The organism is Leptolyngbya sp. PCC 6406 (assembly GCF_000332095.2).
Lineage (GTDB): Bacteria > Cyanobacteriota > Cyanobacteriia > Phormidesmidales > Phormidesmidaceae > PCC-6406.
In genome coordinates this window covers 946,699-964,710 of the sequence record NZ_KI913949.1, presented here as the reverse complement: position 1 = coordinate 964,710, position 18,012 = coordinate 946,699, and the positions used below count along the sequence as shown (strand labels likewise).

Annotated in this window: 18 protein-coding genes; 10 read left to right on the top strand and 8 right to left on the bottom strand. The window is 51.1% G+C overall.

Annotated elements, in window-relative coordinates:
* Nucleotides 1–220: 220 nt before the first annotated feature.
* From LEP6406_RS0204495 to LEP6406_RS0204470, 5 genes are all read left to right on the top strand, one after another.
* Complete coding sequence (locus LEP6406_RS0204495; protein WP_008313054.1) at nucleotides 221–1,222, top strand: ABC transporter ATP-binding protein; 1,002 nt, start codon at nucleotides 221–223, stop codon at nucleotides 1,220–1,222.
* Nucleotides 1,223–1,834: 612 nt separating this feature from the next.
* Nucleotides 1,835–2,842, top strand: a complete 1,008-nt coding sequence (locus LEP6406_RS0204485; RefSeq protein WP_008313052.1) for an ABC transporter ATP-binding protein — start codon at nucleotides 1,835–1,837, stop codon at nucleotides 2,840–2,842.
* Between the two features lie 159 nt (nucleotides 2,843–3,001).
* A complete protein-coding gene (gene nrdJ, locus LEP6406_RS0204480) occupies nucleotides 3,002–5,185 on the top strand; it encodes a ribonucleoside-triphosphate reductase, adenosylcobalamin-dependent (protein WP_008313050.1) in 2,184 nt (727 codons plus the stop codon).
* A 113-nt stretch (nucleotides 5,186–5,298) separates the two neighbouring features.
* Complete coding sequence (locus LEP6406_RS0204475; protein WP_027268839.1) at nucleotides 5,299–6,510, top strand: pentapeptide repeat-containing protein; 1,212 nt, start codon at nucleotides 5,299–5,301, stop codon at nucleotides 6,508–6,510.
* A 113-nt stretch (nucleotides 6,511–6,623) separates the two neighbouring features.
* On the top strand, nucleotides 6,624–7,358 hold the full coding sequence (locus tag LEP6406_RS0204470; RefSeq protein WP_008313045.1) for a hypothetical protein: 735 nt from the start codon (nucleotides 6,624–6,626) through the stop codon (nucleotides 7,356–7,358).
* A 137-nt stretch (nucleotides 7,359–7,495) separates the two neighbouring features.
* Here LEP6406_RS0204470 and LEP6406_RS26535 read toward each other — a convergent pair whose 3' ends face one another.
* The 3 genes from LEP6406_RS26535 to LEP6406_RS0204455 all read right to left on the bottom strand — a co-directional run bounded on the left by LEP6406_RS26535 (nucleotide 7,496) and on the right by LEP6406_RS0204455 (nucleotide 9,251).
* Nucleotides 7,496–8,029 (bottom strand): RIP homotypic interaction motif-containing protein, encoded by a 534-nt coding sequence (locus LEP6406_RS26535; protein ID WP_008313044.1) that lies wholly within the window; start codon nucleotides 8,027–8,029, stop codon nucleotides 7,496–7,498.
* A 563-nt stretch (nucleotides 8,030–8,592) separates the two neighbouring features.
* Complete coding sequence (locus tag LEP6406_RS0204460) at nucleotides 8,593–9,015, bottom strand: putative toxin-antitoxin system toxin component, PIN family (RefSeq protein WP_008313042.1); 423 nt, start codon at nucleotides 9,013–9,015, stop codon at nucleotides 8,593–8,595.
* A complete protein-coding gene (locus tag LEP6406_RS0204455; RefSeq protein ID WP_008313040.1) occupies nucleotides 9,012–9,251 on the bottom strand; it encodes a hypothetical protein in 240 nt (79 codons plus the stop codon). The genes LEP6406_RS0204460 and LEP6406_RS0204455 overlap by 4 nt, the downstream gene beginning before the upstream one ends.
* A gap of 227 nt (nucleotides 9,252–9,478) precedes the next feature.
* Between LEP6406_RS0204455 and LEP6406_RS0204450 the strand changes: the two genes are divergently transcribed.
* Nucleotides 9,479–9,868 carry a hypothetical protein gene (locus LEP6406_RS0204450; protein WP_027268838.1) on the top strand — a complete coding sequence of 130 codons (390 nt, stop codon included), beginning with the start codon at nucleotides 9,479–9,481 and terminating at the stop codon, nucleotides 9,866–9,868.
* A gap of 109 nt (nucleotides 9,869–9,977) precedes the next feature.
* Here LEP6406_RS0204450 and LEP6406_RS0204445 read toward each other — a convergent pair whose 3' ends face one another.
* Both LEP6406_RS0204445 and LEP6406_RS32630 read right to left on the bottom strand, forming a co-directional pair.
* Nucleotides 9,978–10,223: a hypothetical protein gene (locus tag LEP6406_RS0204445; RefSeq protein WP_008313038.1), complete on the bottom strand. Its 246-nt coding sequence runs from the start codon at nucleotides 10,221–10,223 to the stop codon at nucleotides 9,978–9,980.
* A gap of 306 nt (nucleotides 10,224–10,529) precedes the next feature.
* Nucleotides 10,530–10,706 carry a hypothetical protein gene (locus LEP6406_RS32630; RefSeq protein ID WP_155834626.1) on the bottom strand — a complete coding sequence of 59 codons (177 nt, stop codon included), beginning with the start codon at nucleotides 10,704–10,706 and terminating at the stop codon, nucleotides 10,530–10,532.
* 41 nt (nucleotides 10,707–10,747) lie between these two features.
* On the opposite strand from LEP6406_RS32630, the gene LEP6406_RS0204440 reads away from it, so the two are divergent.
* The 3 genes from LEP6406_RS0204440 to LEP6406_RS0204430 all read left to right on the top strand — a co-directional run bounded on the left by LEP6406_RS0204440 (nucleotide 10,748) and on the right by LEP6406_RS0204430 (nucleotide 12,666).
* Nucleotides 10,748–11,077, top strand: a complete 330-nt coding sequence (locus LEP6406_RS0204440) for a nucleotidyltransferase domain-containing protein (RefSeq protein ID WP_008313037.1) — start codon at nucleotides 10,748–10,750, stop codon at nucleotides 11,075–11,077.
* Nucleotides 11,078–11,106: 29 nt separating this feature from the next.
* A complete protein-coding gene (locus LEP6406_RS0204435) occupies nucleotides 11,107–11,976 on the top strand; it encodes an HNH endonuclease (RefSeq protein ID WP_008313035.1) in 870 nt (289 codons plus the stop codon).
* Between the two features lie 153 nt (nucleotides 11,977–12,129).
* Entirely contained in the window at nucleotides 12,130–12,666 is a 537-nt protein-coding gene (locus LEP6406_RS0204430) for a hypothetical protein (RefSeq protein ID WP_027268837.1), read from the top strand.
* Here the strand turns inward: LEP6406_RS0204430 and LEP6406_RS0204425 are convergent.
* Entirely contained in the window at nucleotides 12,626–13,819 is a 1,194-nt protein-coding gene (locus LEP6406_RS0204425) for a DNA cytosine methyltransferase (RefSeq protein ID WP_008313031.1), read from the bottom strand. The genes LEP6406_RS0204430 and LEP6406_RS0204425 overlap by 41 nt on opposite strands.
* An 89-nt stretch (nucleotides 13,820–13,908) precedes the next feature.
* Here LEP6406_RS0204425 and LEP6406_RS30885 point away from each other — a divergent pair, with 89 nt between their 5' ends.
* A complete protein-coding gene (locus tag LEP6406_RS30885) occupies nucleotides 13,909–14,133 on the top strand; it encodes a helix-turn-helix domain-containing protein (RefSeq protein WP_008313029.1) in 225 nt (74 codons plus the stop codon).
* A gap of 87 nt (nucleotides 14,134–14,220) precedes the next feature.
* Here LEP6406_RS30885 and LEP6406_RS0204415 read toward each other — a convergent pair whose 3' ends face one another.
* Both LEP6406_RS0204415 and LEP6406_RS29940 read right to left on the bottom strand, forming a co-directional pair.
* Entirely contained in the window at nucleotides 14,221–15,261 is a 1,041-nt protein-coding gene (locus LEP6406_RS0204415) for an alpha/beta hydrolase (RefSeq protein ID WP_008313027.1), read from the bottom strand.
* Between the two features lie 151 nt (nucleotides 15,262–15,412).
* The gene (locus LEP6406_RS29940; RefSeq protein WP_008313025.1) at nucleotides 15,413–17,683 is read right to left on the bottom strand and encodes a hypothetical protein; all 2,271 of its coding nucleotides are present in this window, start codon (nucleotides 17,681–17,683) and stop codon (nucleotides 15,413–15,415) included.
* Between the last annotated feature and the right edge of the window lie 329 nt (nucleotides 17,684–18,012).

Genomic DNA, 18,012 nt, shown 5'->3' with positions numbered 1-18,012 from the left:
ATCCGAGCCAAACCCGCCCCTACAGACACATTCTGCACTGGGCGCGGAAACCGCGCCCCTACCCACCCCAATACCGGTCACCCAGCAACAAGGGCAACCACAAGGGATTGCCCCTACGGAAATAACCCCAACCCCCCAATACCCCAATACCCCATCACTCCCCTACCCCCCACCCTCATACCCTCACACACCCCTACCCCCCCACTCCCCCACCCCCACCATGACCACCATCGCTCCTCCCAAAACCGCTTTACTCTCTGTTGACAATCTGAGTGTGGAATTTCGGACCCGTGCTGGGGTGGTTAAGGCCCTGGAAGGGGTGAGCTTTGCCCTGAACCCAGGGGAGACCTTGGGGATTGTGGGGGAAAGTGGTTCGGGTAAGTCCGTTACGGCCTTTACCCTGATGGGGGTGTTGGATCGAGCGGGGAAAGTGACCCAGGGAGAAGCTTGGTTCCAGGCAGGGGAGCGATCGATCGATCTGCTGAAGGAACCGGAATGGGCACTGCGATCGCTACGGGGCAAGGAACTCTCGATGATTTTCCAGAACCCACGGACGGCCCTGAATCCGATTCGGCGGGTGGGTAAGCAATTGACGGATGTGCTGCGCTGCCACAGCGACTTGCCAGGGGAGCAACTACGGGCCAAGGCCATTGAGCTGCTCAACAGTGTCCGCATTCCCGACCCAGAGAAACGCTATGATGCCTACCCCTATGAACTATCGGGGGGGCTGTGCCAGCGGATCATGATTGCCCTGGCCCTGGCCTGTTCTCCCCGGCTACTGGTGGCGGATGAACCCACCACTGGCCTGGACGTGACCACCCAGGCCACGGTGATGAACCTGCTCAAGGATCTGGCGGATCAGCGCCAGATGGCCACCGTGTTGATTACCCATGACCTGGCCCTGGCCTCTGAATTTTGCGATCGCATTGTGGTCATGCACGCGGGCCATGTGGTGGAATCCGCTACCACCCATAGTCTCTTCACCCACCCCCGCCATCCCTACACCACCAAGCTGATTGCCGCCACCCCCGAACCCCACAAAACCTTCACCGACCTGATCCCCATCCCCGGCAACCTACCGGATCTAAAAGCCGCCACCATTCCCCCCTGTCGGTTTAGTCTCCGCTGCGATCGCTTCGAGACCGGCATCTGCGACCAAGCGCCCCTGCCCCGCACCGAAGCCGCCCCCGAACATTTGGTGGCATGCGGTAAGCCGTTGTGAAGGGTGGAGGGTGGAGGGTGGAGAGTGGAGGGTAAAGGGTAGAGGGTGAAGGGTGGAGGGTGGAGGGTGGGTTTTGACTGATCACCACCGTATTACCCGGTAGAGGGTGGGTTTTGATTGATCACCACCGAATTGCCCGGTACAGGGCGGGTTTTGACTGGCCAACACCGAATTACCTGCTCACCAATGTTGGTCACCCGGCCCAGGGCGGGTTTTGACTGGCCAACACCGAATTACCCGGTACATTTTGGCTAAACCCGCCCCTACGACCCGCCCCTACGACCGCCTCCAATAACCAATACCTGGTCACCCGGCAATAAGGGCAACCACAAGGGATTGCCCCTACGAAATCTCCCCAATACCCCATCACTCCCCAACACCCCAACACCCCAATACCCCATCACTCCCCCACTCCCATCCACCCTTCACCCTTCACCCTTCATCCCACTCCCCAACACCCCAATACCCCAATACCCCAATACCCCATCACTCCCCCACTCCCCAATACCCCAATACCCCAATACCCCATCACTCCCCCACTCCCCAACACCCCAATACCCCATCACTCCCCCACTCCCATCCACCCTTCACCCTTCACCCCACTCCCCACCCATGACCACCACCACCGCACCCCCAACCACGCTGCTCCAAATCAAAGACCTGTCCAAGACCTTTGCCGTGGGCAAGGGGGCAATATTGCACGCGGTAGATCACGTCTCTTTCAACATTCAGGCTGGGGAAAGTCTCGGCTTAGTGGGGGAATCGGGCTGTGGCAAGTCCACGTTGATTCGCCTGATTACCCGGTTGCTGGATGTGACCTCCGGGGAAATTCGCTTTGAGGACACAATTTTGAGCACGGTGGCGGTGCGGCAGTTTCCCCAGAGTCGCCAGCGCAGCCAGATTCAATTGGTGTTCCAAGACCCCACCGATAGCCTCAATCCCCGCTATACCGCCCATGACACCATTGTTGAACCCCTGAAGCGGCTGGCTAAGATTCGGGATAGGGGTCAGCTTCAGCGGCGATCCCTAGAGCTAGCGGAACTGGTGGGCTTAGATGCGGAACTGCTGGGGCGCTTTCCCCATCAACTGTCGGGGGGACAAAAGGCGCGGGTGGGCATTGCCCGTGCCATTGCCCTCAACCCCAAATTGCTGGTGCTGGATGAACCCACCTCCGCCCTGGATGTGTCGGTGCAGGCCATCATTCTCCATCTCTTGGCCGATCTGAAGGAACGGCTGGGGATGAGTTATCTATTTGTCTCCCACGATTTGAATGTGGTGCGGCTCTTGTGCGATCGCGTTTTGGTCATGTACCTGGGCAAAATTGTCGAATCTGGCCCCGTGGACCAAGTCTTTAACCATCCCCGCCATCCCTATACCCAGGCGCTAATTTCCGCTATTCCCAGCTTTGAGGCCAAACCCCACCCCATTCCTCTCACGGGGGAACCCCGCAGCCCCATCAATCCTGACCCCCAAGTGTGCCGCCTCCATGGCCGCTGCCCCCACGGGCAAGACCGTTGCCACCAGGCGATGCCGACCCTAGAGGAATACGCCCCCGGCCACTGGGCCGCTTGCCACTTTCCCCTAAATCACGTTAAGGGCAATAGCCCACAGGTAGCGTAATTGAGCGATCGCTGACCTGAGGGTCACCCTAAATGTGGCATTTCCCAGAGGATGTGACGTATGATAGGCGTCCATTGGGCCTACCCTAGGCGCATCTTCTGAGCCTTGGGATTTTGGATCCACATCGTTTGTCCCTTCCCCCCTCAGCAGGCAGCACCCATGGTTCAGGAACTCCCTCGCACTCGTGCCCACAGCGCCTTCCCCGAAGCGGCGACCACGGCCTATCCCGTGTTCTATCGCACCTACAGCCGCAAGGATGCTACCCCCGATGGAGAGCGGGAAACCTGGCAGCAAGTCTGCGATCGCACCCTCGGCGGTTTGGTAGAGCTGGGCCAACTCACCCCTGAGGAGCGGGACTTGATCGCCCGGATGCAGCAGGAGGTGAAGGCGCTACCCTCAGGCCGCTGGCTCTGGGTCGGGGGAACTGACTGGAGCAAGCGGCCCGAAAACTTCTCAGGAGCCTACAACTGCACCAGTACCAACGTCGTGGACTGGCGAGCCTTTGGCCTGATGATGGACTTGGCCATGATGGGTTGCGGCACCGGAGCCGTACTAGAGCCCAAATACATTGACCAGTTGCCCGTCATTCGCAATCTCCTGGTCGTGAAGCAAGAAGGGGCCATCGGTACCACTCCCGTGGAGCAGCGGCGGCAGGTCACAGAGGTCACCATTGACGGCAACCAAGTCACCGTGAAAGTAGGGGACAGCCGCCAGGGCTGGGTCAAGTCCTACCAAACCATTCTGGAACTCTCCTCTGATCCGCGCTTCACCGGAGATGTGACAGTGACGGTGGACCTCCGCGATGTGCGCCCCGCCGGAGAAAAGCTCAAGGGCTTCGGGGGCGTCGCCAACCCGGTGAAGCTGCCCACGCTTTACGAGCGCTGCGCCAAGATTTTGAACAAGGCCATCGGACGCCAGCTCACCTCGGTGGAATGCTGCCTGCTGATCGACGAAGCCGCCGCCTGTGTGGTGGCGGGTAACATTCGCCGCAGCGCTGGAATTCGTCAGTTCGACAGCGAAGACAGCCTAGCAGCGACGGTAAAGGACAACCTGTGGCAGCAGGGAGAAGATGGCAACTGGCGCATTGACCCAGAGCGGGATGCCCTACGAATGGCCAACCACACACGGGTCTTCCATCGCAAACCCACCCTGGCGGAATGCACCGATGCGGTGCGAAAGCAGTTCTACTCCGGTGAAGGGGCGATCCAGTGGGCTGGGGAAGCGGAGCGCCGCGCCGGAGGCCAAGGCCGCTATGGTCTCAATCCCTGTGGTGAGATCATAGGCCAGAATTTCCACTGCAACCTAGCAGAGGTCCACCTCAACCAAATTGATCCCCAGGATTTACAAGAGCAGGAAGACGCCTTTACCGCTGGGGCGTTGGCGGTGGCCAGTCTGCTGAATCACCAGTTTGTGGAGGAGCGCTACCGCGAATCCCGCCTAGAAGACCCCATCGTCGGGGTCTCCTTCACCGGGTTATTCGACTTCTTTGTCATCGCCTTTGGGGTGGACTGGCTGAAGTGGTGGGAAGCGGGTCGCCCCGACACCATGCAAGGGCTAGAGTTCAAAGCCCAAGAGCAGGTATATCTGAGCCGCTGGCAGGAAATCGTCCATCGCGTCGTGGGCAACTACTGCGATCGCCATGGCATCAAGCGCCCTAACCGCTGTACAACAGTACAGCCTGCGGGCACCAAGTCTCTCCTCACCGGGGCATCCCCCGGCTGGCACCCCCCCAAGGCTCAGCGCTACATCCGCCGCGTCACCTTCCGCAAAAACGACCCGGTCGCCCTGGCCTGCATTGACTACGGCTACTCGGTAGTCCCCTCCCAATCCGACAAGGACGATCAGGGCAATTTGCTCAATGATCCCTTCGACCCCCGCTGTACGGAGTGGCTGGTGGAAATGCCCGTGGAGGTCTCTTGGGCGAATTTGCCCGGTGCCGATGAAATCTCGATCGAGAAGTTTTCGGCCCTAGCCCAGTTTGATTTCTACATGCAGGTGCAGAAGTATTACACCGCCCACAATACATCGGCCACCATTGAGCTGCGAGAAGCGGAAGTAGAGCCCCTAGCGCAGCGGATCTATGAAGGGATTCAAGCGGATGAGGGCTATATCTCGGCGGCACTCTTAGCCCGTTTTGATGATCTGCAAACCTTCCCTCGGCTACCGTTTGAGCCCATCGACAAGGCCACCTATGACGCCATGGTGACCCAGGTAAAAACCCGCCGTCGCATCGCCGATTTTCACTCGGCGCTGTCTCGCTACGATCGCGGTGATCTAGTAGAGGCTGGCCCCGCTGGCTGCGATTCTGACAAGTGCCTGTTACCGGAGAAGAAGCCTGATTAATCAGGTTTGGCATTAACTCAACTGCTCTCTTTGTTGACCATCTGTTTATTGAAACACAACAAAGAGAGTATTTTTTGAAATCAGTTAATTCAAACACTTTAACCTCGAAACAAATGAAATTCTGGAACGCTATTAATTCACTATTGAACTGGGAAAAATCACCAATATTGAAAGATGTTCAAAGCTTGGCAAAATGGAGCAAAAACCATAGAGGCATGACACTCAAGGAAGTCATGAGAGTTAATAAGTCATACAGGATACTTGTTTGGCTTCAGCTAGGAGGGATGGTTTTTTCAACAGTAGCAATTTTGAATCTTCTAATTCCACACTTATTTTCTGGCTTGATCTCTTTTCGGGCCATTCTATTGAGCTTTTTGAATGTCGACTTGGATGCGTACACCTTACTTGGAAAGACGGCTTGGGAATGGATGAACTTACTTCTGATTCCCATTGTTTTAAGTATGGGAGGTTTTATTGCGAGAAATATACTGGAGAACAAAGAGCGAGAACAGAGACTACAGGAAGCCCTCAAGAATTACTATAGTGAAATATCTTCTATTATTCTCAATGAAAAATGGACTACAGCAGGTGATGCTGAACTCAACCACCAAAGTGCTTATTACAAGAAAGCTCTAGCTGTTGTTAGAGCGAAGACTATAGCCCTTGTAAGGGAACTCGATAAAGAGCGACTGAGTGCCTTGCTCCAGTTTTTGGGGGACTCAAACATTCTAATCAATGTGCCTCTGGAAAACCTGGATTTGAGTGGAGTCAAACTCAAGAATGTCGATTTCAGTGAGTCTTGCATAAAGAACGTTGATTTTAGTGGTGCTTCCCTTGAAAATATCAGTTTCTGTGAGGCATCAATCCAAAACGTAAGTTTCATCAATAGTGATCTAAAGAATGTAAACTTTAGTCGAGCCAATTTTAAAGATATAAGATTCCAATTCAGTGATATAAAAGGAGTAAATTTCTCTGGTTCTAGGCTCAATGACATCAGTTTTGAACATTCTTGTTTTAGTGAAACTAATTTTTCTGAAGCGGTTTTGGTTCAAGTTTTATTCATTATGCTCTATGGCTTCAAGGACGTTTCCTTCCAGAAAGCACGTCTAGATAAAGTCTCCTTTGATACTAATTTTCTCGAAGACATCAATTTCCGCGAGACGTGCTTTGTTGATGTTTTCTTCAACGAGATTGATTTTAAAGAGTCGGACTTTTCAAACGCTGAATTCAAACGGATTTATTGGTGTGATACATACTGGCAATATGCTGATGGATTGCAATTGGCTAGAAATGTTCCAAAAAACGTTTTAGGAAATCCGACTTAAGGGCACCTTGAACAATAGTTATGTAGGTTGGATGAAGCGATCGCGTAACCCAACACCACCACGTTAATGTTGGGTTCCATTTCATTTCACCCAACCTACCGTCTGATATTGCAATGGCTAAAATAAACCCCATTGAAAGCTTTGGTTCTGCGGAGTATGTTGCTCAGTTCTTGCTGCACGAAGCATTTAGATATGCTCATGATGCTGCCGCTTACGAGGTTGCCAGCGATATTTTTGGTGAAAAGATAAGGGCAATAGAAGTTGTCGATCCTTCCTGGGAGGAACCTGAAATGCCAAATAACCTTGCCGAATATTTAGAACATCAAGCAAGGATCACAAGGGACTGCTTGGATCCAGAAACATTGGACAATTTAGCAGATGCTTGGTATTCCTCTTTGGACTTTGCTTCAAGGTCTAACAGAAAAATTGAGAGGTCGAGAAAACTTCAATCTACGACTGACATGGTAGGTCACGTTATAAATCTCACGATTTGCTTGGAGTCAATTCTAAATCGCCAATTATTTTTTCTTAAAGAGATAGGACAATTAACTCCTGAGCTCTATCAAAGCATAGATCGCTCTGAATTGATGCCCAAACTCCTGTTTTGTTTCAAAGAAGAAATTTTTGATGGGCGATTACATATCAGTGGAATCAAAAGATTGGTTTCAATGAGGAATTGTTCTGTTCACTACAGAGTGGATACACCCAAAACAATACAGCCAACCATACAAGAAATTATAGGGATTTGGACTCAGCTTGGCAATATTTTCTCTCATACCGCAGGAGAGCCAGAAAAAGCTGAGATTCAGGAACTGACAAAGTTTTTTTTGGAGAAATGGATTTCCTAATTAGGTTGAGAGGAGCATAAGTGCAATCCAGTACATTAAGCCATATGCTAGTGTTGGGTTGCACTTCATTTCATTCACCCCATAGAAACTCCAGCCCCTCTTAGCTGAAATTGCACTTAGACATGCAAAGTCCAATTTCACAAAAGACCAGCTATTCCACCACTTACTCCACCAAGAATAGATGTAACTAGCGGATGCTCAAGAAATTGATACAGTAGATTTTTAGCCTCTTGCTTCTCTTGAGGGGCAGCATAAGAAGAATCAATTTGTTGTTCAAGGTTTGAGAAAGAAGCCATTATTTGTTGGATATTATCATCTCCAACTTGGACGGCGTGGCAATTTTTGATGTTTATTGTAGATGCCTGCCTGCCTTTCTTCAAAGAAGAATCTTTCCTAACGCTTAGGATGTAATGTGCAGGAAACAATAGAGACCCTTCATGTTTAGTGGCAGAGCGAAAATCCACTTCTAAAACTGTATATAGCATTGTCTTACCACCTGGAAGAATTCGCTGAATTTTACTGCCTTCTTCCACATCTAAGGTGTCAGAATAAACCTCAACAACATTGTTAGATTCAAACCGACATGTTTTTATGGTTTCCTCTATGCCAGAGTCACCTAAAATCTGGATTACATCTTCGCAGTGTTCAAGATACAAATCTGCTAAAACCATGGCAACAGAATCAGGTTGATTTTCAAAGCCTGACTACATATAGTACATCTAGATTATAGTCAAACTATTCTGTTTTGTGGTGCACCTAGAGCACTCTTTAGACTTGGCTCAAAAACATTTTGGGTTTCATTTCATCCAACCTACGGTTATTCTTGTCCAATATTTTCGTTAAACTTGGGGGCTACTTCTGCGCCCCAGTTATGTAGGGTGGGTGAAGCGATAGCGTAACCCAACGCCACCACGTTAATGTTGGGTCTCATTTCATTTCACCCAACCTATGATTATTCTTTGCCGATATTTTGGGTGAAATTGGGCGCTACTTCTGCGCCCCAGTCTTATTGGTAGATGCCATTTCAGACATACTTGTGGAAGCTGGAATGAGGCCAATCTTTTGGTACAGCAACCAGCCCATACTTCACAGGATTGTAGTGGATGTATTCGACAGGTTGGGCAAAATCGGTCTCATCGCGGATTTGATGTTCCCCAAAACGGGGCTGCCAAACTGCCTGCTCCCCCTTCCGCTTGCCGCGACGCGATACCGATGCTGGCGGATGAAACTTAGGCTAGCTATCTGCCGAGGTGTCACAAAACAAAGCCTTAAACGTGGCGACAGTCACAATATTGGTCTTGATCGACAGCTCAGCATTGAGCAGATCAGTGTCTCCGGTGATGATGAAGTCCGCATCTGCTGCGATCGCGCAACTGAGAAACATTGCATCTTTTGGGTCTCTTGGGAAACTGGCTGTAATGTCCACATTAACGATCGCGATCGCAGCTTCTAATAGGGTTGTCCAAGCATTTTGGAGGTCTTGAGGTAAGCGAAATTTTGGACGGGCCAAAACGGCTTTATATTCGGCCAGAATCTCGGACGATGCAACCCACTCAACATCGGGGTTCTCCACAATGTACTGAATGACAAGTTCTGGGGTTCTGTCCCTGAGGATGGCAGAGACGAGAACATTGGTGTCAACAATGACTGTCTTCATGCGCCCCGACGATAAGCCGCAATTTCTGTCAGGATATCGTCATCGGTGACATCTGCTACATCTGGCAGCGCTTGGGTAACTCTGAAGAGGTCACGAAACCGCTGACTGATGATAACCGCTTCGTCTTCTGCCGATAGGATAACCACACGAACTCGCTGCCCTTTCTGAAAGGGCAAGTCGTAAAGAATAACCTGGTTCGGATCATCAATCGTAATGAAGGTTTTGTAGGCTGTCATCTCAGTTTCCTGGGTTTTTCAGCTCGGTTCAGAGCAGTGCCGCCATCTTTATGCCTTCTATTATCGCTAACGCCGTAGGCTTTGAAGGTCGATGTTAGTAGAGATCGCGGTGATCTGGTGGAGGCTGGCCCCGCTGGCTGCGATTCTGACAAGTGCCTGGTGCGGTGTTAATCATCGTTTCGGCCACTCAGGCAGAACAGTCTTCCCCCTCAGTAGGTGTAACCTGTATGGGACAGAGCTTCAGGGTAAATAGTTCAAATGAACTATACCGCAAATGGCCAAAGGTGGCCAAAACGATACCAGTGACCGTATTAATGCGTGAGGCTAAGCCAAGGAACGACGACCAACTACAAAGAAGCATTCAGTCAGTTGGAATGGGATGCTTTGCCAAATATTTTGAGGCATTCAGTGACCTTGAAAAGAGCGATGACGACTTGGTTGAAGCCTTGATGAAGATTGAGGGGTATGCAGAGGGTGGGGCAAGAACTAGAGTTTCACAGGCTCGCCATATCCTTCGGGAAGATCGTGCTGTAGATGCTCTGAAAAAAATCACAGAGAGCAAGAGAACTGAATCGTGGGTAATAGCAAAAGCCAGATATCTGGTTGAGGAAAATTAAGTGCGATCGCCCATCGCTGTAGGTTAGATTGCACGAAGTAAAACCCAACAGTAAGAAACGTTTTGTTGAGTTACACTGTCGCCATTGGTGTCGAGCAGATAGAGAGTCATTAGTCGTAAATACTCGCTCGGTCAAATGCTGAATCTGGCAAGCTTTGCCCTTGACCGTGAGGCAAATTAGCTAACCATTCCTTTAATTCTTTTACTCTTTCGATATAACTGAGCCGATGCCATAAAGGAGTCGGTGATATCGTTCGATGCTGCCGCAACTCCAGCAACGTTATGAAAGTCGCAACTTGCTGTAAATGTTCGGCGCTAAGGGCATCAAGCTTTTGCTTCAATTCTTCTACCTGCATTTACCCGCCTCTATTAGCGTTCTGTTGCTTATTCTAGTTCGACCTTGAGTGAGTTGATAAGGGAGTCGTGGACGATCCAGAGTCCGGCCAATCGTAGCCGTTCCAGGGAATCCGTTCAGGGGATGGTTACGGCCAAGCCTTGGGGACTGCGACCAAGCCATGCTTGACGGGGTTGTAGTAGATGTATGCGACAGGTTGGGCAAAATCGGTTTCATTGCGGGCTTGATGTTTCCCAAGAGCGGCGTTGCCAAACCGCCTGTGCTCCCCTGCTACTGGCCGCGATCGCGAAGCTGAGACCCCTGCAAATTATGCTTTGACCTTTTGGGACAGCGATCGCGTTGCTGGTGCGCTGCTGTAGAGGGGCGTCCAGTGGCGATGGGGTGATTGGGAGAGAGCGCGATCGCAGCTTGGTGAGGTGGGATGGCGGGGAGATCTGCGATCGCGTTGCTTTCGGGGTGTCTCTGATGCGCGATCCTTCAACATAGAGACTACAGTATTGGATAGACGCGCGATCGGCCCAAGCCATGAAGCACACGCGACGAAACGCCATTCTAAAAAGCGTGAAGCAGTACCTTCAGGCGCTTTATCGTGAGCAACTGAAAGCGGTAATCCTTTACGGTTCACAGGCAAGAGAAGATGCCCATGAGTTTTCAGATATTGATATTCTTGTGGTTTTAGATGCCCCGATTAATCCGTATCGAGAAATCGATCGCAGCAGCGAATTCATCGCTCAAATTTGTTTGGATAACGATATCGTTATTTCTCGGCACTTCATTTCATCTGACAAGTTCAAAAACGCTAACAACCCTTTTCTCCAAAATATCCGTAACGAAGGCATTTGGATTTGCAGATAAAGTCAATCGTCCTGTCAGTACGAAGTATCATGAAAATTGGCCAATTCGTAAAAGCACACATTAGAGAAATATTTTCCCATTGTGATACTGGCGATCATAATGAAATCGATTTTCTTCTTGATCCTGCTTACTCAAAGCGCACATTTGGAGTAAACTTTCCTTTTTGTGCTGCTGTTGAAGACATTGAAAAAACTGAATCAAAGCGATATTGGACTGATGTTTATTTGGTTAGGGGCACAAGGGTACGGGTAACCAGTCAGTGGTTTGAATCAAGTAGACCCTTATTTTTCCAATATCTAAAGTCCAAGAATATTGAACCCAAGTCAAAACTGGAAAATTACAATCCAACATTGACTAGCAGTGATTCCGGCAATAAGGTTTTTACAGCCAGATCGAACAGCCGTTATCGTGGCAACGCCATCGGTAATGCTCAGAACTTATTTGTCAGAAATATTCTAAGTAGATTAGGAAATGAATCCTTTAGTGAAAAAGATTGGGAAAACACAAAGGATTACTTTTCACGAAGATGTGCCTATTGCAATGCTGACGCGGACTTGCTTATCGAACATGCAATTCCCATCAACAAAGAAAAGTTAGGAGAGCATAGACTTGGCAATCTAGTCCCTAGCTGTAAGCCTTGTAACAGCAAAAAAAGAGGATTGGACTTTAGAGAATTTCTAGGAGATGACTTAGAGGCAATTCAAAAGATAGAGGCATACATGGACAGTCGAAACTATGTTCCCCTAGAAGATAGTGAGCAGATGCGGATGATTTTAGACATGGCTCACAAAGAGGTGGCATCCCTAGCAGCGAGATATATCCGGATCGTTAATGAATTATTCCCTCGAAGTTCTGACCCCGATTCAGATGACGATCAATGCGATACCACATCAATCTAAATTAGGATACACCCCCAGCACCGGACTTATCTGTCAAAAATGACGGATAACACCCCCAAGGCTAGACTTATCCGTCATTTTTTATACTTGGTACATAGTTATACAGGCTGCATTCTTTCGTATACTCATCCTCGACGTGCAGTCCTTGTGAGGGTGATTCGCGTGCCAACGCTTCAAGCCCAAGAAGCTTACTCTTTCTACAGAACATACATCCTCGAGTACAGCCGGAATAAAGCCGAAATTTATGAACAGTACGGTTTTTCCTTGCAAGGTAGCGTAGGTTCAAAAGATTGGGAAGTGTTTGCAGCAATTTTAGTGAACGATAGAGCAAGAAAAGGAGATGGGGCGGATTTGGTGAACTACGAAGTGAAATCTGCCACACTTGGAAGTAGTTTTGAATACCAGTACCATAGAAATCGTAGACTAAATAAACTAGCCGATGACAGGGATGTAGATCACATTTTTGTTGCCAGAAGCGAAACCTATATGAATGTTGAAGTTTGGTTGGTTGAACGTACCAAAATGATTGCTACATTTGATAGGTGGCTACCCGAACTCCTTCAAAATTATGAAGCCGCAGACAGGCAAAGATTTCGGCGTTCAGTAACGTATGGTTTTGTTAAGAACCAAGGCGTTCGGCTTCTAGAAATTACGAGTGGAGAACTAAGCTACTTTCTCGAAGCGACTTAGCTAAAGGATTCAAGATATTTTCAGCAATCCAGACAATAACAGGTACACAAACAGCATCACCAAACCCTGTCAAAGCTTGATTGATTTGTAGTGGAAGTGGATAATCATCTGGAACACCTTGCAGCCTCGCATATTCCCGAGGTGTCATTAGGCGCATTTTAATAGTTCCTTGCCCAACTCTAACAAGCATTTGCCGACTACTACCACCTCTTGCAGTTCTTAGGCAACCTGCAAAACCATCTTTTCTAAGTTCTGCCCTTTGCTTGCCTCCGCGAACCCGCCTATACATAGGACAGTAAGAATATATTGATAACTCCTGTAGCCCTTGTAAGTATGAGAGATTGATGGGCGACATCATATTCAAATGACGCTTTACTTCATCATCAGACCACCAGCGATCATCGTCATCTAAAATATTTTCTATGACAAAACTCAAGTCAGCTTTTATCTTGTCTGGCAGTGATGGAATATCCAAAAAGTGCCAGCATAGATCGAGATTAGTTATAACGGCCTTTTCGAGTGTTTGCGTTTTAAGTGAGGAAGAGCGCTTAGAGAAAACGAATATATCCTGATTGACATTAGATATTTGTATTCCAACTACGAATACTCTTGGTCTACTTTGAGGTACAAAATGAGCCGCATCAATAGTGAAAATATCACAAGCATAACCTAGTCGATTCAATTCTTTAACTGTGATTCGGAAGTCTTTTCCGCTGTTTGATGTGAGCCAACCAGCTACATTTTCAAGCATCACAATCTTAGGCTTATTTGCTTGACTATCAAGAATTTGGGTGAACCCCCAAAAAGCGCTGGAATGCCGTCCATCAATACCTTCTAAATTACCTGCTAAAGACAAATCAATACAAGGAAATGATGCTGTTGCAAGTATCGTGTCAGGAATATCGGCAGGACAAATGGAAAAAATATCTTGAACCTTATAATGTTTATTCGCATCTTTAAAGTGGGCTGAGTACATTTCGAACTTGCTATGCGCCCAGTCATTAGCGAAGACAACGTTCCAACCTAATTGCTCTAGTCCTAATCTGACTAGACCGATTCCTGCAAAGTACTCTGCACAGGTTAAGTGACCATAAAGACTTGCAGCCTCTTTTCCGCCAACTAGAGCCTTGTTTTTCATCACCGAAAGGGGCATAGTGCTTACGTCACCAATTTACAAGCGCAAATTCATAGCTATTGCTATGAAAGCATAGCGCCATCCTTATTGCTGAGTCAACTAAATTTATGAGGCGATTTGGGGAAAAGCTATATCAACTAAGAATTCGGCGAGGCTTGACACTGACAGAACTAGGTAATTTGCTAAGTGTTCACAATACATTTGTATCGCAGTTAGAGAAGGGAAGGAAGGTTCCTAACGCTGAAATGATTCTTAGAGTGGCAGATACTTTTGACGTGACAACTGATCAATTAATGCGTGATGAGTTGGATTTGCCGAAAGAACATTGCTGAAACGCTGTATACCAACGCCCATGCACCCGACTGCCGAGGGTTGTCTGTTAAGCGTTCGAGATGATCTACGGCAGGTGATGGGCAATGTTAGCGATCGCGCCCTCGGCGACCATGGGCACCCCGACGATTGCCCTGCTGCCGTTTAACCACAATGGCCCATTTATCCACCATCGTAATCATGGCGGGCATATCCCGAGAGGCGCGATTGGCCCAGCCCAACTCCTGTATCACCGTGGGGAAAGTCCGGCCCTGGGTCATGCGGAAGGCGATTTCCTCCACCTCTGCCCAGGTCAGATCACTCTCAATGAAGGCTTGGGCCATGCTATTTAGCAAATCCTGGTAGGTATTGCCCTCAGCGGCGGTCATCATCGTGTGGGGAATGTCTAGTACTCGGCCAAAGCGGTTGTACCAGCACTTAGGTTGGTAGGTCAGCCCCCGCTCAAAGAGAGTCTGGTGGTCCATATTATTGACCGCCTTGTCACTCTCACTAGAGATGACAAAGAGGGGAGCGCTGGGGCCTTGGCGGGATTTTGCCATCACGTATTCGCCGATGGTGAGGATGGCCCGCAGGGCCTTGAACTCAAAACCGGGGTAGCCCGAACTACCGGTCTGGTCCCAAGCGTAGTAGCTGTCGAAGGTTTTTACAAACAGATCCACCACCCGACGACTGGCGCTGAGATAGGGGGCAAACAGCAAGGCTCGATCAATCGCCGCCGCCTGCTCAAAGGCCAGCCATGCCGCCAGGGTTCCCCCCCCCGACAGCCCCCCTACCACCACACGATCCCCCATTTGTCGTGCCAGGTTGAACCATTGCAGGGCGAATTGTAGATAAGTTTTAGGATCGTCGGGTAAGGGCGACGGCGTCTGGGCATCCCAGGTTCCCGCCCGTCCATGGCCCGGTAGCAGGGGGGCCAACACGTTGTAGCCTGCCCGGTGCAGCCGTTCCCCCAAGGGCTCAAATTGGTAGGGACCAGCGGTGAAGCCGTGGAAAAACAGACACACCCGTCCGGTGGGCTGAGGATGGAGCCAGAGACGGCTGCGGCAGGCCAGATCCATTAGAGGATAGGCAGCTTCGCGGGTGGGCAGATCCCGCTGTAAGACTCGGATGATGTCGCTGTAGTTGGCCATAGATGTCCCCTGTAGCTCGCACGTTTGAGTTATAGCAGGTGATTACCAGCAGGGAAACCGGGGATGAGGGCCGAGGCGTGGTGTCTCAGGGGTAGAATTCCGCCAAAGCTACCGTTGGCGATAAGGGTAGGGTTGAACTGAGCCAAGCGTCTCACACCCGCCGGAGGATCAGGGGATGGCTAAGAAACCCTGTATTGATTTCTGATGCCTCGGGCTTATGCCATTGGCAATAGCGCAGGGCCAGGGCGGTGGCATCGGTGGGAGACTGATGGTTCAAGTCAATAGGAACCAATCCCAGCACACTGGCCCGAAGTCCCTGCTGGCGATAGGCGATCTGCACCGTTTCTGGCAGGTCTGCGGTAATATCTGGGTCGAGCCAGTTCAAATAGTCCAGCACTGCTCGCTGCTGAGTTGCGATCGCAAGTGTCATAAAAGTCCGACATAACCGCAGCAGTCGCAGGGTCCGCTGGCCCCCTTCGCCTAACCCCTCATGCTCCTGGTAAAGGGTAGCAGTATCCGTCAGCGCCGCTAACAACGCCTGCCAGTCCCCCGTGTGCTGAAATCGATAGTCGATTGCCGCGATCGCACGATTCACATGGTTCGGTCCCCGCCCATAGCGTTCCAGGCGTTCCTGGAGATACTTGGTGAAATCCCGAGTCACCTTCCCCTGGCGCGTCTGGTGATAGCCCGTGCGGGCAATACGCTGGAGGTCCACCAGCCATTCCGTCGCTTCACTGATGCTGCATAGGTGCTGCTGCCAACGGCCCAACACAGTCTGGCGAGTCAAGGTCAAGAGTTGCCGCGCCGAGTCCGGCGTCGTCGCCTGAGTCAGGCTGCGGGTCAGTTGGGGCCGCAGACGTTGGAGCAGATCCCCCAGCACATCCATGTGCAGCTTAGTGCCATCATTGCCAATACCATTATTGTTCTTCGGTTCGCCGCAGGGGTTGAACAATAGCGCCACACACCCCTGCTCAGGATGGTTCAGCAGCAGATTACTGGGACGATGCCAGTCGCAGAGGTATTGCAGTGCCCGCGCCCCCGCCGTAATATCCGTACCCTTATGCCGTTCCACATCACTAATCACCACGTCCAACGGCTTGCGAACAGAGACGGTGTAGCGCTGAGTCAGGGTTTGGGCTAGGGGCTGACGAATCTGTTCCTCCTGACCAAAGGCCATGCGCCAGATAGCATCCTCCGACTGACCGATAACCGTGAGGCCATAGGGATCCACCATGGCCCGACTGTCGGGGCGGGTGCGGAGGGTATCGCGGATGCTGCGGGCAGTAGCCGCCACCCGATGAACAAAGGGGCTGCGACCTTCCCCCACCCGTGTCAGGGGGTCCATGAGAATGCGGGTACTGTGGCTACGGCGAATTTCGTTGAGACTGGCAATACCCACCGCCAACATTTTGTTAATGCCGCCGCTGCCAAAGCGCCCCTCGTAGGGGTGGATGCGAGTATCCCCCGCCACCACAATCAGATCGTGGGTAAAAAGCAGTTCCGGGACTTCAATCGTGTAGCGATCCCCCTGGCGTAGGCAAAACTGTCCCTGGCGATTGCGATCCAGAAAGCGAATCTCCCGCCCAGTCTCCGGCTCCTGCCCCAGATCCGGCAGTGTGGTGTGGATGTGGATCGAGGTCGCCACCGACGCCCCCAATTGGGTCTGGAGCCAGTGGTTCAAACGGGGATCTCGGCAATCCACCACCAAGGGATGGGAAGCAGCAGGACGGGCTTGGTGCAGCGATCGCAGCAGCCCCACCAAGCCCGCCCGTTCCGCCTGGGCCACGGCGGGAAAACAGCCCAGCCACAGGGAAGCATCCCGCTGATGGGCCGCAGCCCAGGCCATGAGCAGGGGCTCCCGCAGCCCCCATAGATCCGCCACCGCCACCTCTGGGCCGGACTGATCCTGCCACACGGTGACAAAAGTCATGGGATTGGTCACTGTCTTGGTCGTCTGCTGATGAATATGGGCACCCAAATCCGCTAACCCCTGAGCCCGTGCAGGAGACATAAGCCGCCGGATTTCCTCCGGCTCCATCAGAGGATGAGTGCCCAAACCGTAGAGCAAGGTGATGGTGGAAACCCCCTGGGCTGGGGCCAAGGCCAACACACTGTCTAGGAGTAAATTGGCCGCCATCTGGGTGCGGGTCTTATCTGGCAGCACCAACAACAGTCGCTCCACCGGACGCTGCAATTGGGTTGCAGCCCCCCACATCGCCCCCTTCAGTGCAGCCATCGCCTGCTCCAGCAGGACTGACCGGGGTTGAACCGTTAGCCCTTGGGCCTGGGGTTGCAGCACTTGGGCCTGGGCTGGCAGTTGAATCGTGGTTTCAGGAAAACTGCGGAGGGACAGAGAGGTGCCGGTCAGGGCCGACGGGGAAATGGCTTCACTGCACACGGACGGGGGAGACCCATTACTCATAACCTGTCTGTTTCCTACTGAGTGACGAATCGGACAATAGTCCCTAGCCCAAATGATATCCACAGCGTCCAGGAGAACGCTTGTGAGGGGCAGGTAGAGATCGTGCTCTTATAGCGGTTCTCACTCGGGTTAAGTGCGAACAAGGGGCTTAAGCCCCTTGTTCGCCGAAGGGTGATTAAGTTGAGGTGTTGTACCTCATACATTAGGGAACCGCTATATATCTCCCCATCCTCTACGGTCAGGGGATGGAGGTGTAATTTAAAGCTGTAGGGGAAGCTATGGCGGACTCAATACAATGCACCCGTCCCATGGTTTCCGACCCTGAAAAA

What these genes read in the sequence shown, in the direction of transcription:
- LEP6406_RS0204495 (WP_008313054.1), top strand. Translation starts at nt 221, where the DNA reads ATGACCACCATCGCTCCTCCCAAAACCGCTTTACTCTCTGTTGACAAT.
- LEP6406_RS0204485 (WP_008313052.1), top strand. Translation starts at nt 1,835, where the DNA reads ATGACCACCACCACCGCACCCCCAACCACGCTGCTCCAAATCAAAGAC.
- nrdJ (WP_008313050.1), top strand. Translation starts at nt 3,002, where the DNA reads ATGGTTCAGGAACTCCCTCGCACTCGTGCCCACAGCGCCTTCCCCGAA.
- LEP6406_RS0204475 (WP_027268839.1), top strand. Translation starts at nt 5,299, where the DNA reads ATGAAATTCTGGAACGCTATTAATTCACTATTGAACTGGGAAAAATCA.
- LEP6406_RS0204470 (WP_008313045.1), top strand. Translation starts at nt 6,624, where the DNA reads ATGGCTAAAATAAACCCCATTGAAAGCTTTGGTTCTGCGGAGTATGTT.
- LEP6406_RS26535 (WP_008313044.1), bottom strand. Translation starts at nt 8,029, where the DNA reads ATGGTTTTAGCAGATTTGTATCTTGAACACTGCGAAGATGTAATCCAG.
- LEP6406_RS0204460 (WP_008313042.1), bottom strand. Translation starts at nt 9,015, where the DNA reads ATGAAGACAGTCATTGTTGACACCAATGTTCTCGTCTCTGCCATCCTC.
- LEP6406_RS0204455 (WP_008313040.1), bottom strand. Translation starts at nt 9,251, where the DNA reads ATGACAGCCTACAAAACCTTCATTACGATTGATGATCCGAACCAGGTT.
- LEP6406_RS0204450 (WP_027268838.1), top strand. Translation starts at nt 9,479, where the DNA reads ATGGGACAGAGCTTCAGGGTAAATAGTTCAAATGAACTATACCGCAAA.
- LEP6406_RS0204445 (WP_008313038.1), bottom strand. Translation starts at nt 10,223, where the DNA reads ATGCAGGTAGAAGAATTGAAGCAAAAGCTTGATGCCCTTAGCGCCGAA.
- LEP6406_RS32630 (WP_155834626.1), bottom strand. Translation starts at nt 10,706, where the DNA reads ATGTTGAAGGATCGCGCATCAGAGACACCCCGAAAGCAACGCGATCGC.
- LEP6406_RS0204440 (WP_008313037.1), top strand. Translation starts at nt 10,748, where the DNA reads ATGAAGCACACGCGACGAAACGCCATTCTAAAAAGCGTGAAGCAGTAC.
- LEP6406_RS0204435 (WP_008313035.1), top strand. Translation starts at nt 11,107, where the DNA reads ATGAAAATTGGCCAATTCGTAAAAGCACACATTAGAGAAATATTTTCC.
- LEP6406_RS0204425 (WP_008313031.1), bottom strand. Translation starts at nt 13,819, where the DNA reads ATGCCCCTTTCGGTGATGAAAAACAAGGCTCTAGTTGGCGGAAAAGAG.
- LEP6406_RS30885 (WP_008313029.1), top strand. Translation starts at nt 13,909, where the DNA reads ATGAGGCGATTTGGGGAAAAGCTATATCAACTAAGAATTCGGCGAGGC.
- LEP6406_RS0204415 (WP_008313027.1), bottom strand. Translation starts at nt 15,261, where the DNA reads ATGGCCAACTACAGCGACATCATCCGAGTCTTACAGCGGGATCTGCCC.
- LEP6406_RS29940 (WP_008313025.1), bottom strand. Translation starts at nt 17,683, where the DNA reads ATGAGTAATGGGTCTCCCCCGTCCGTGTGCAGTGAAGCCATTTCCCCG.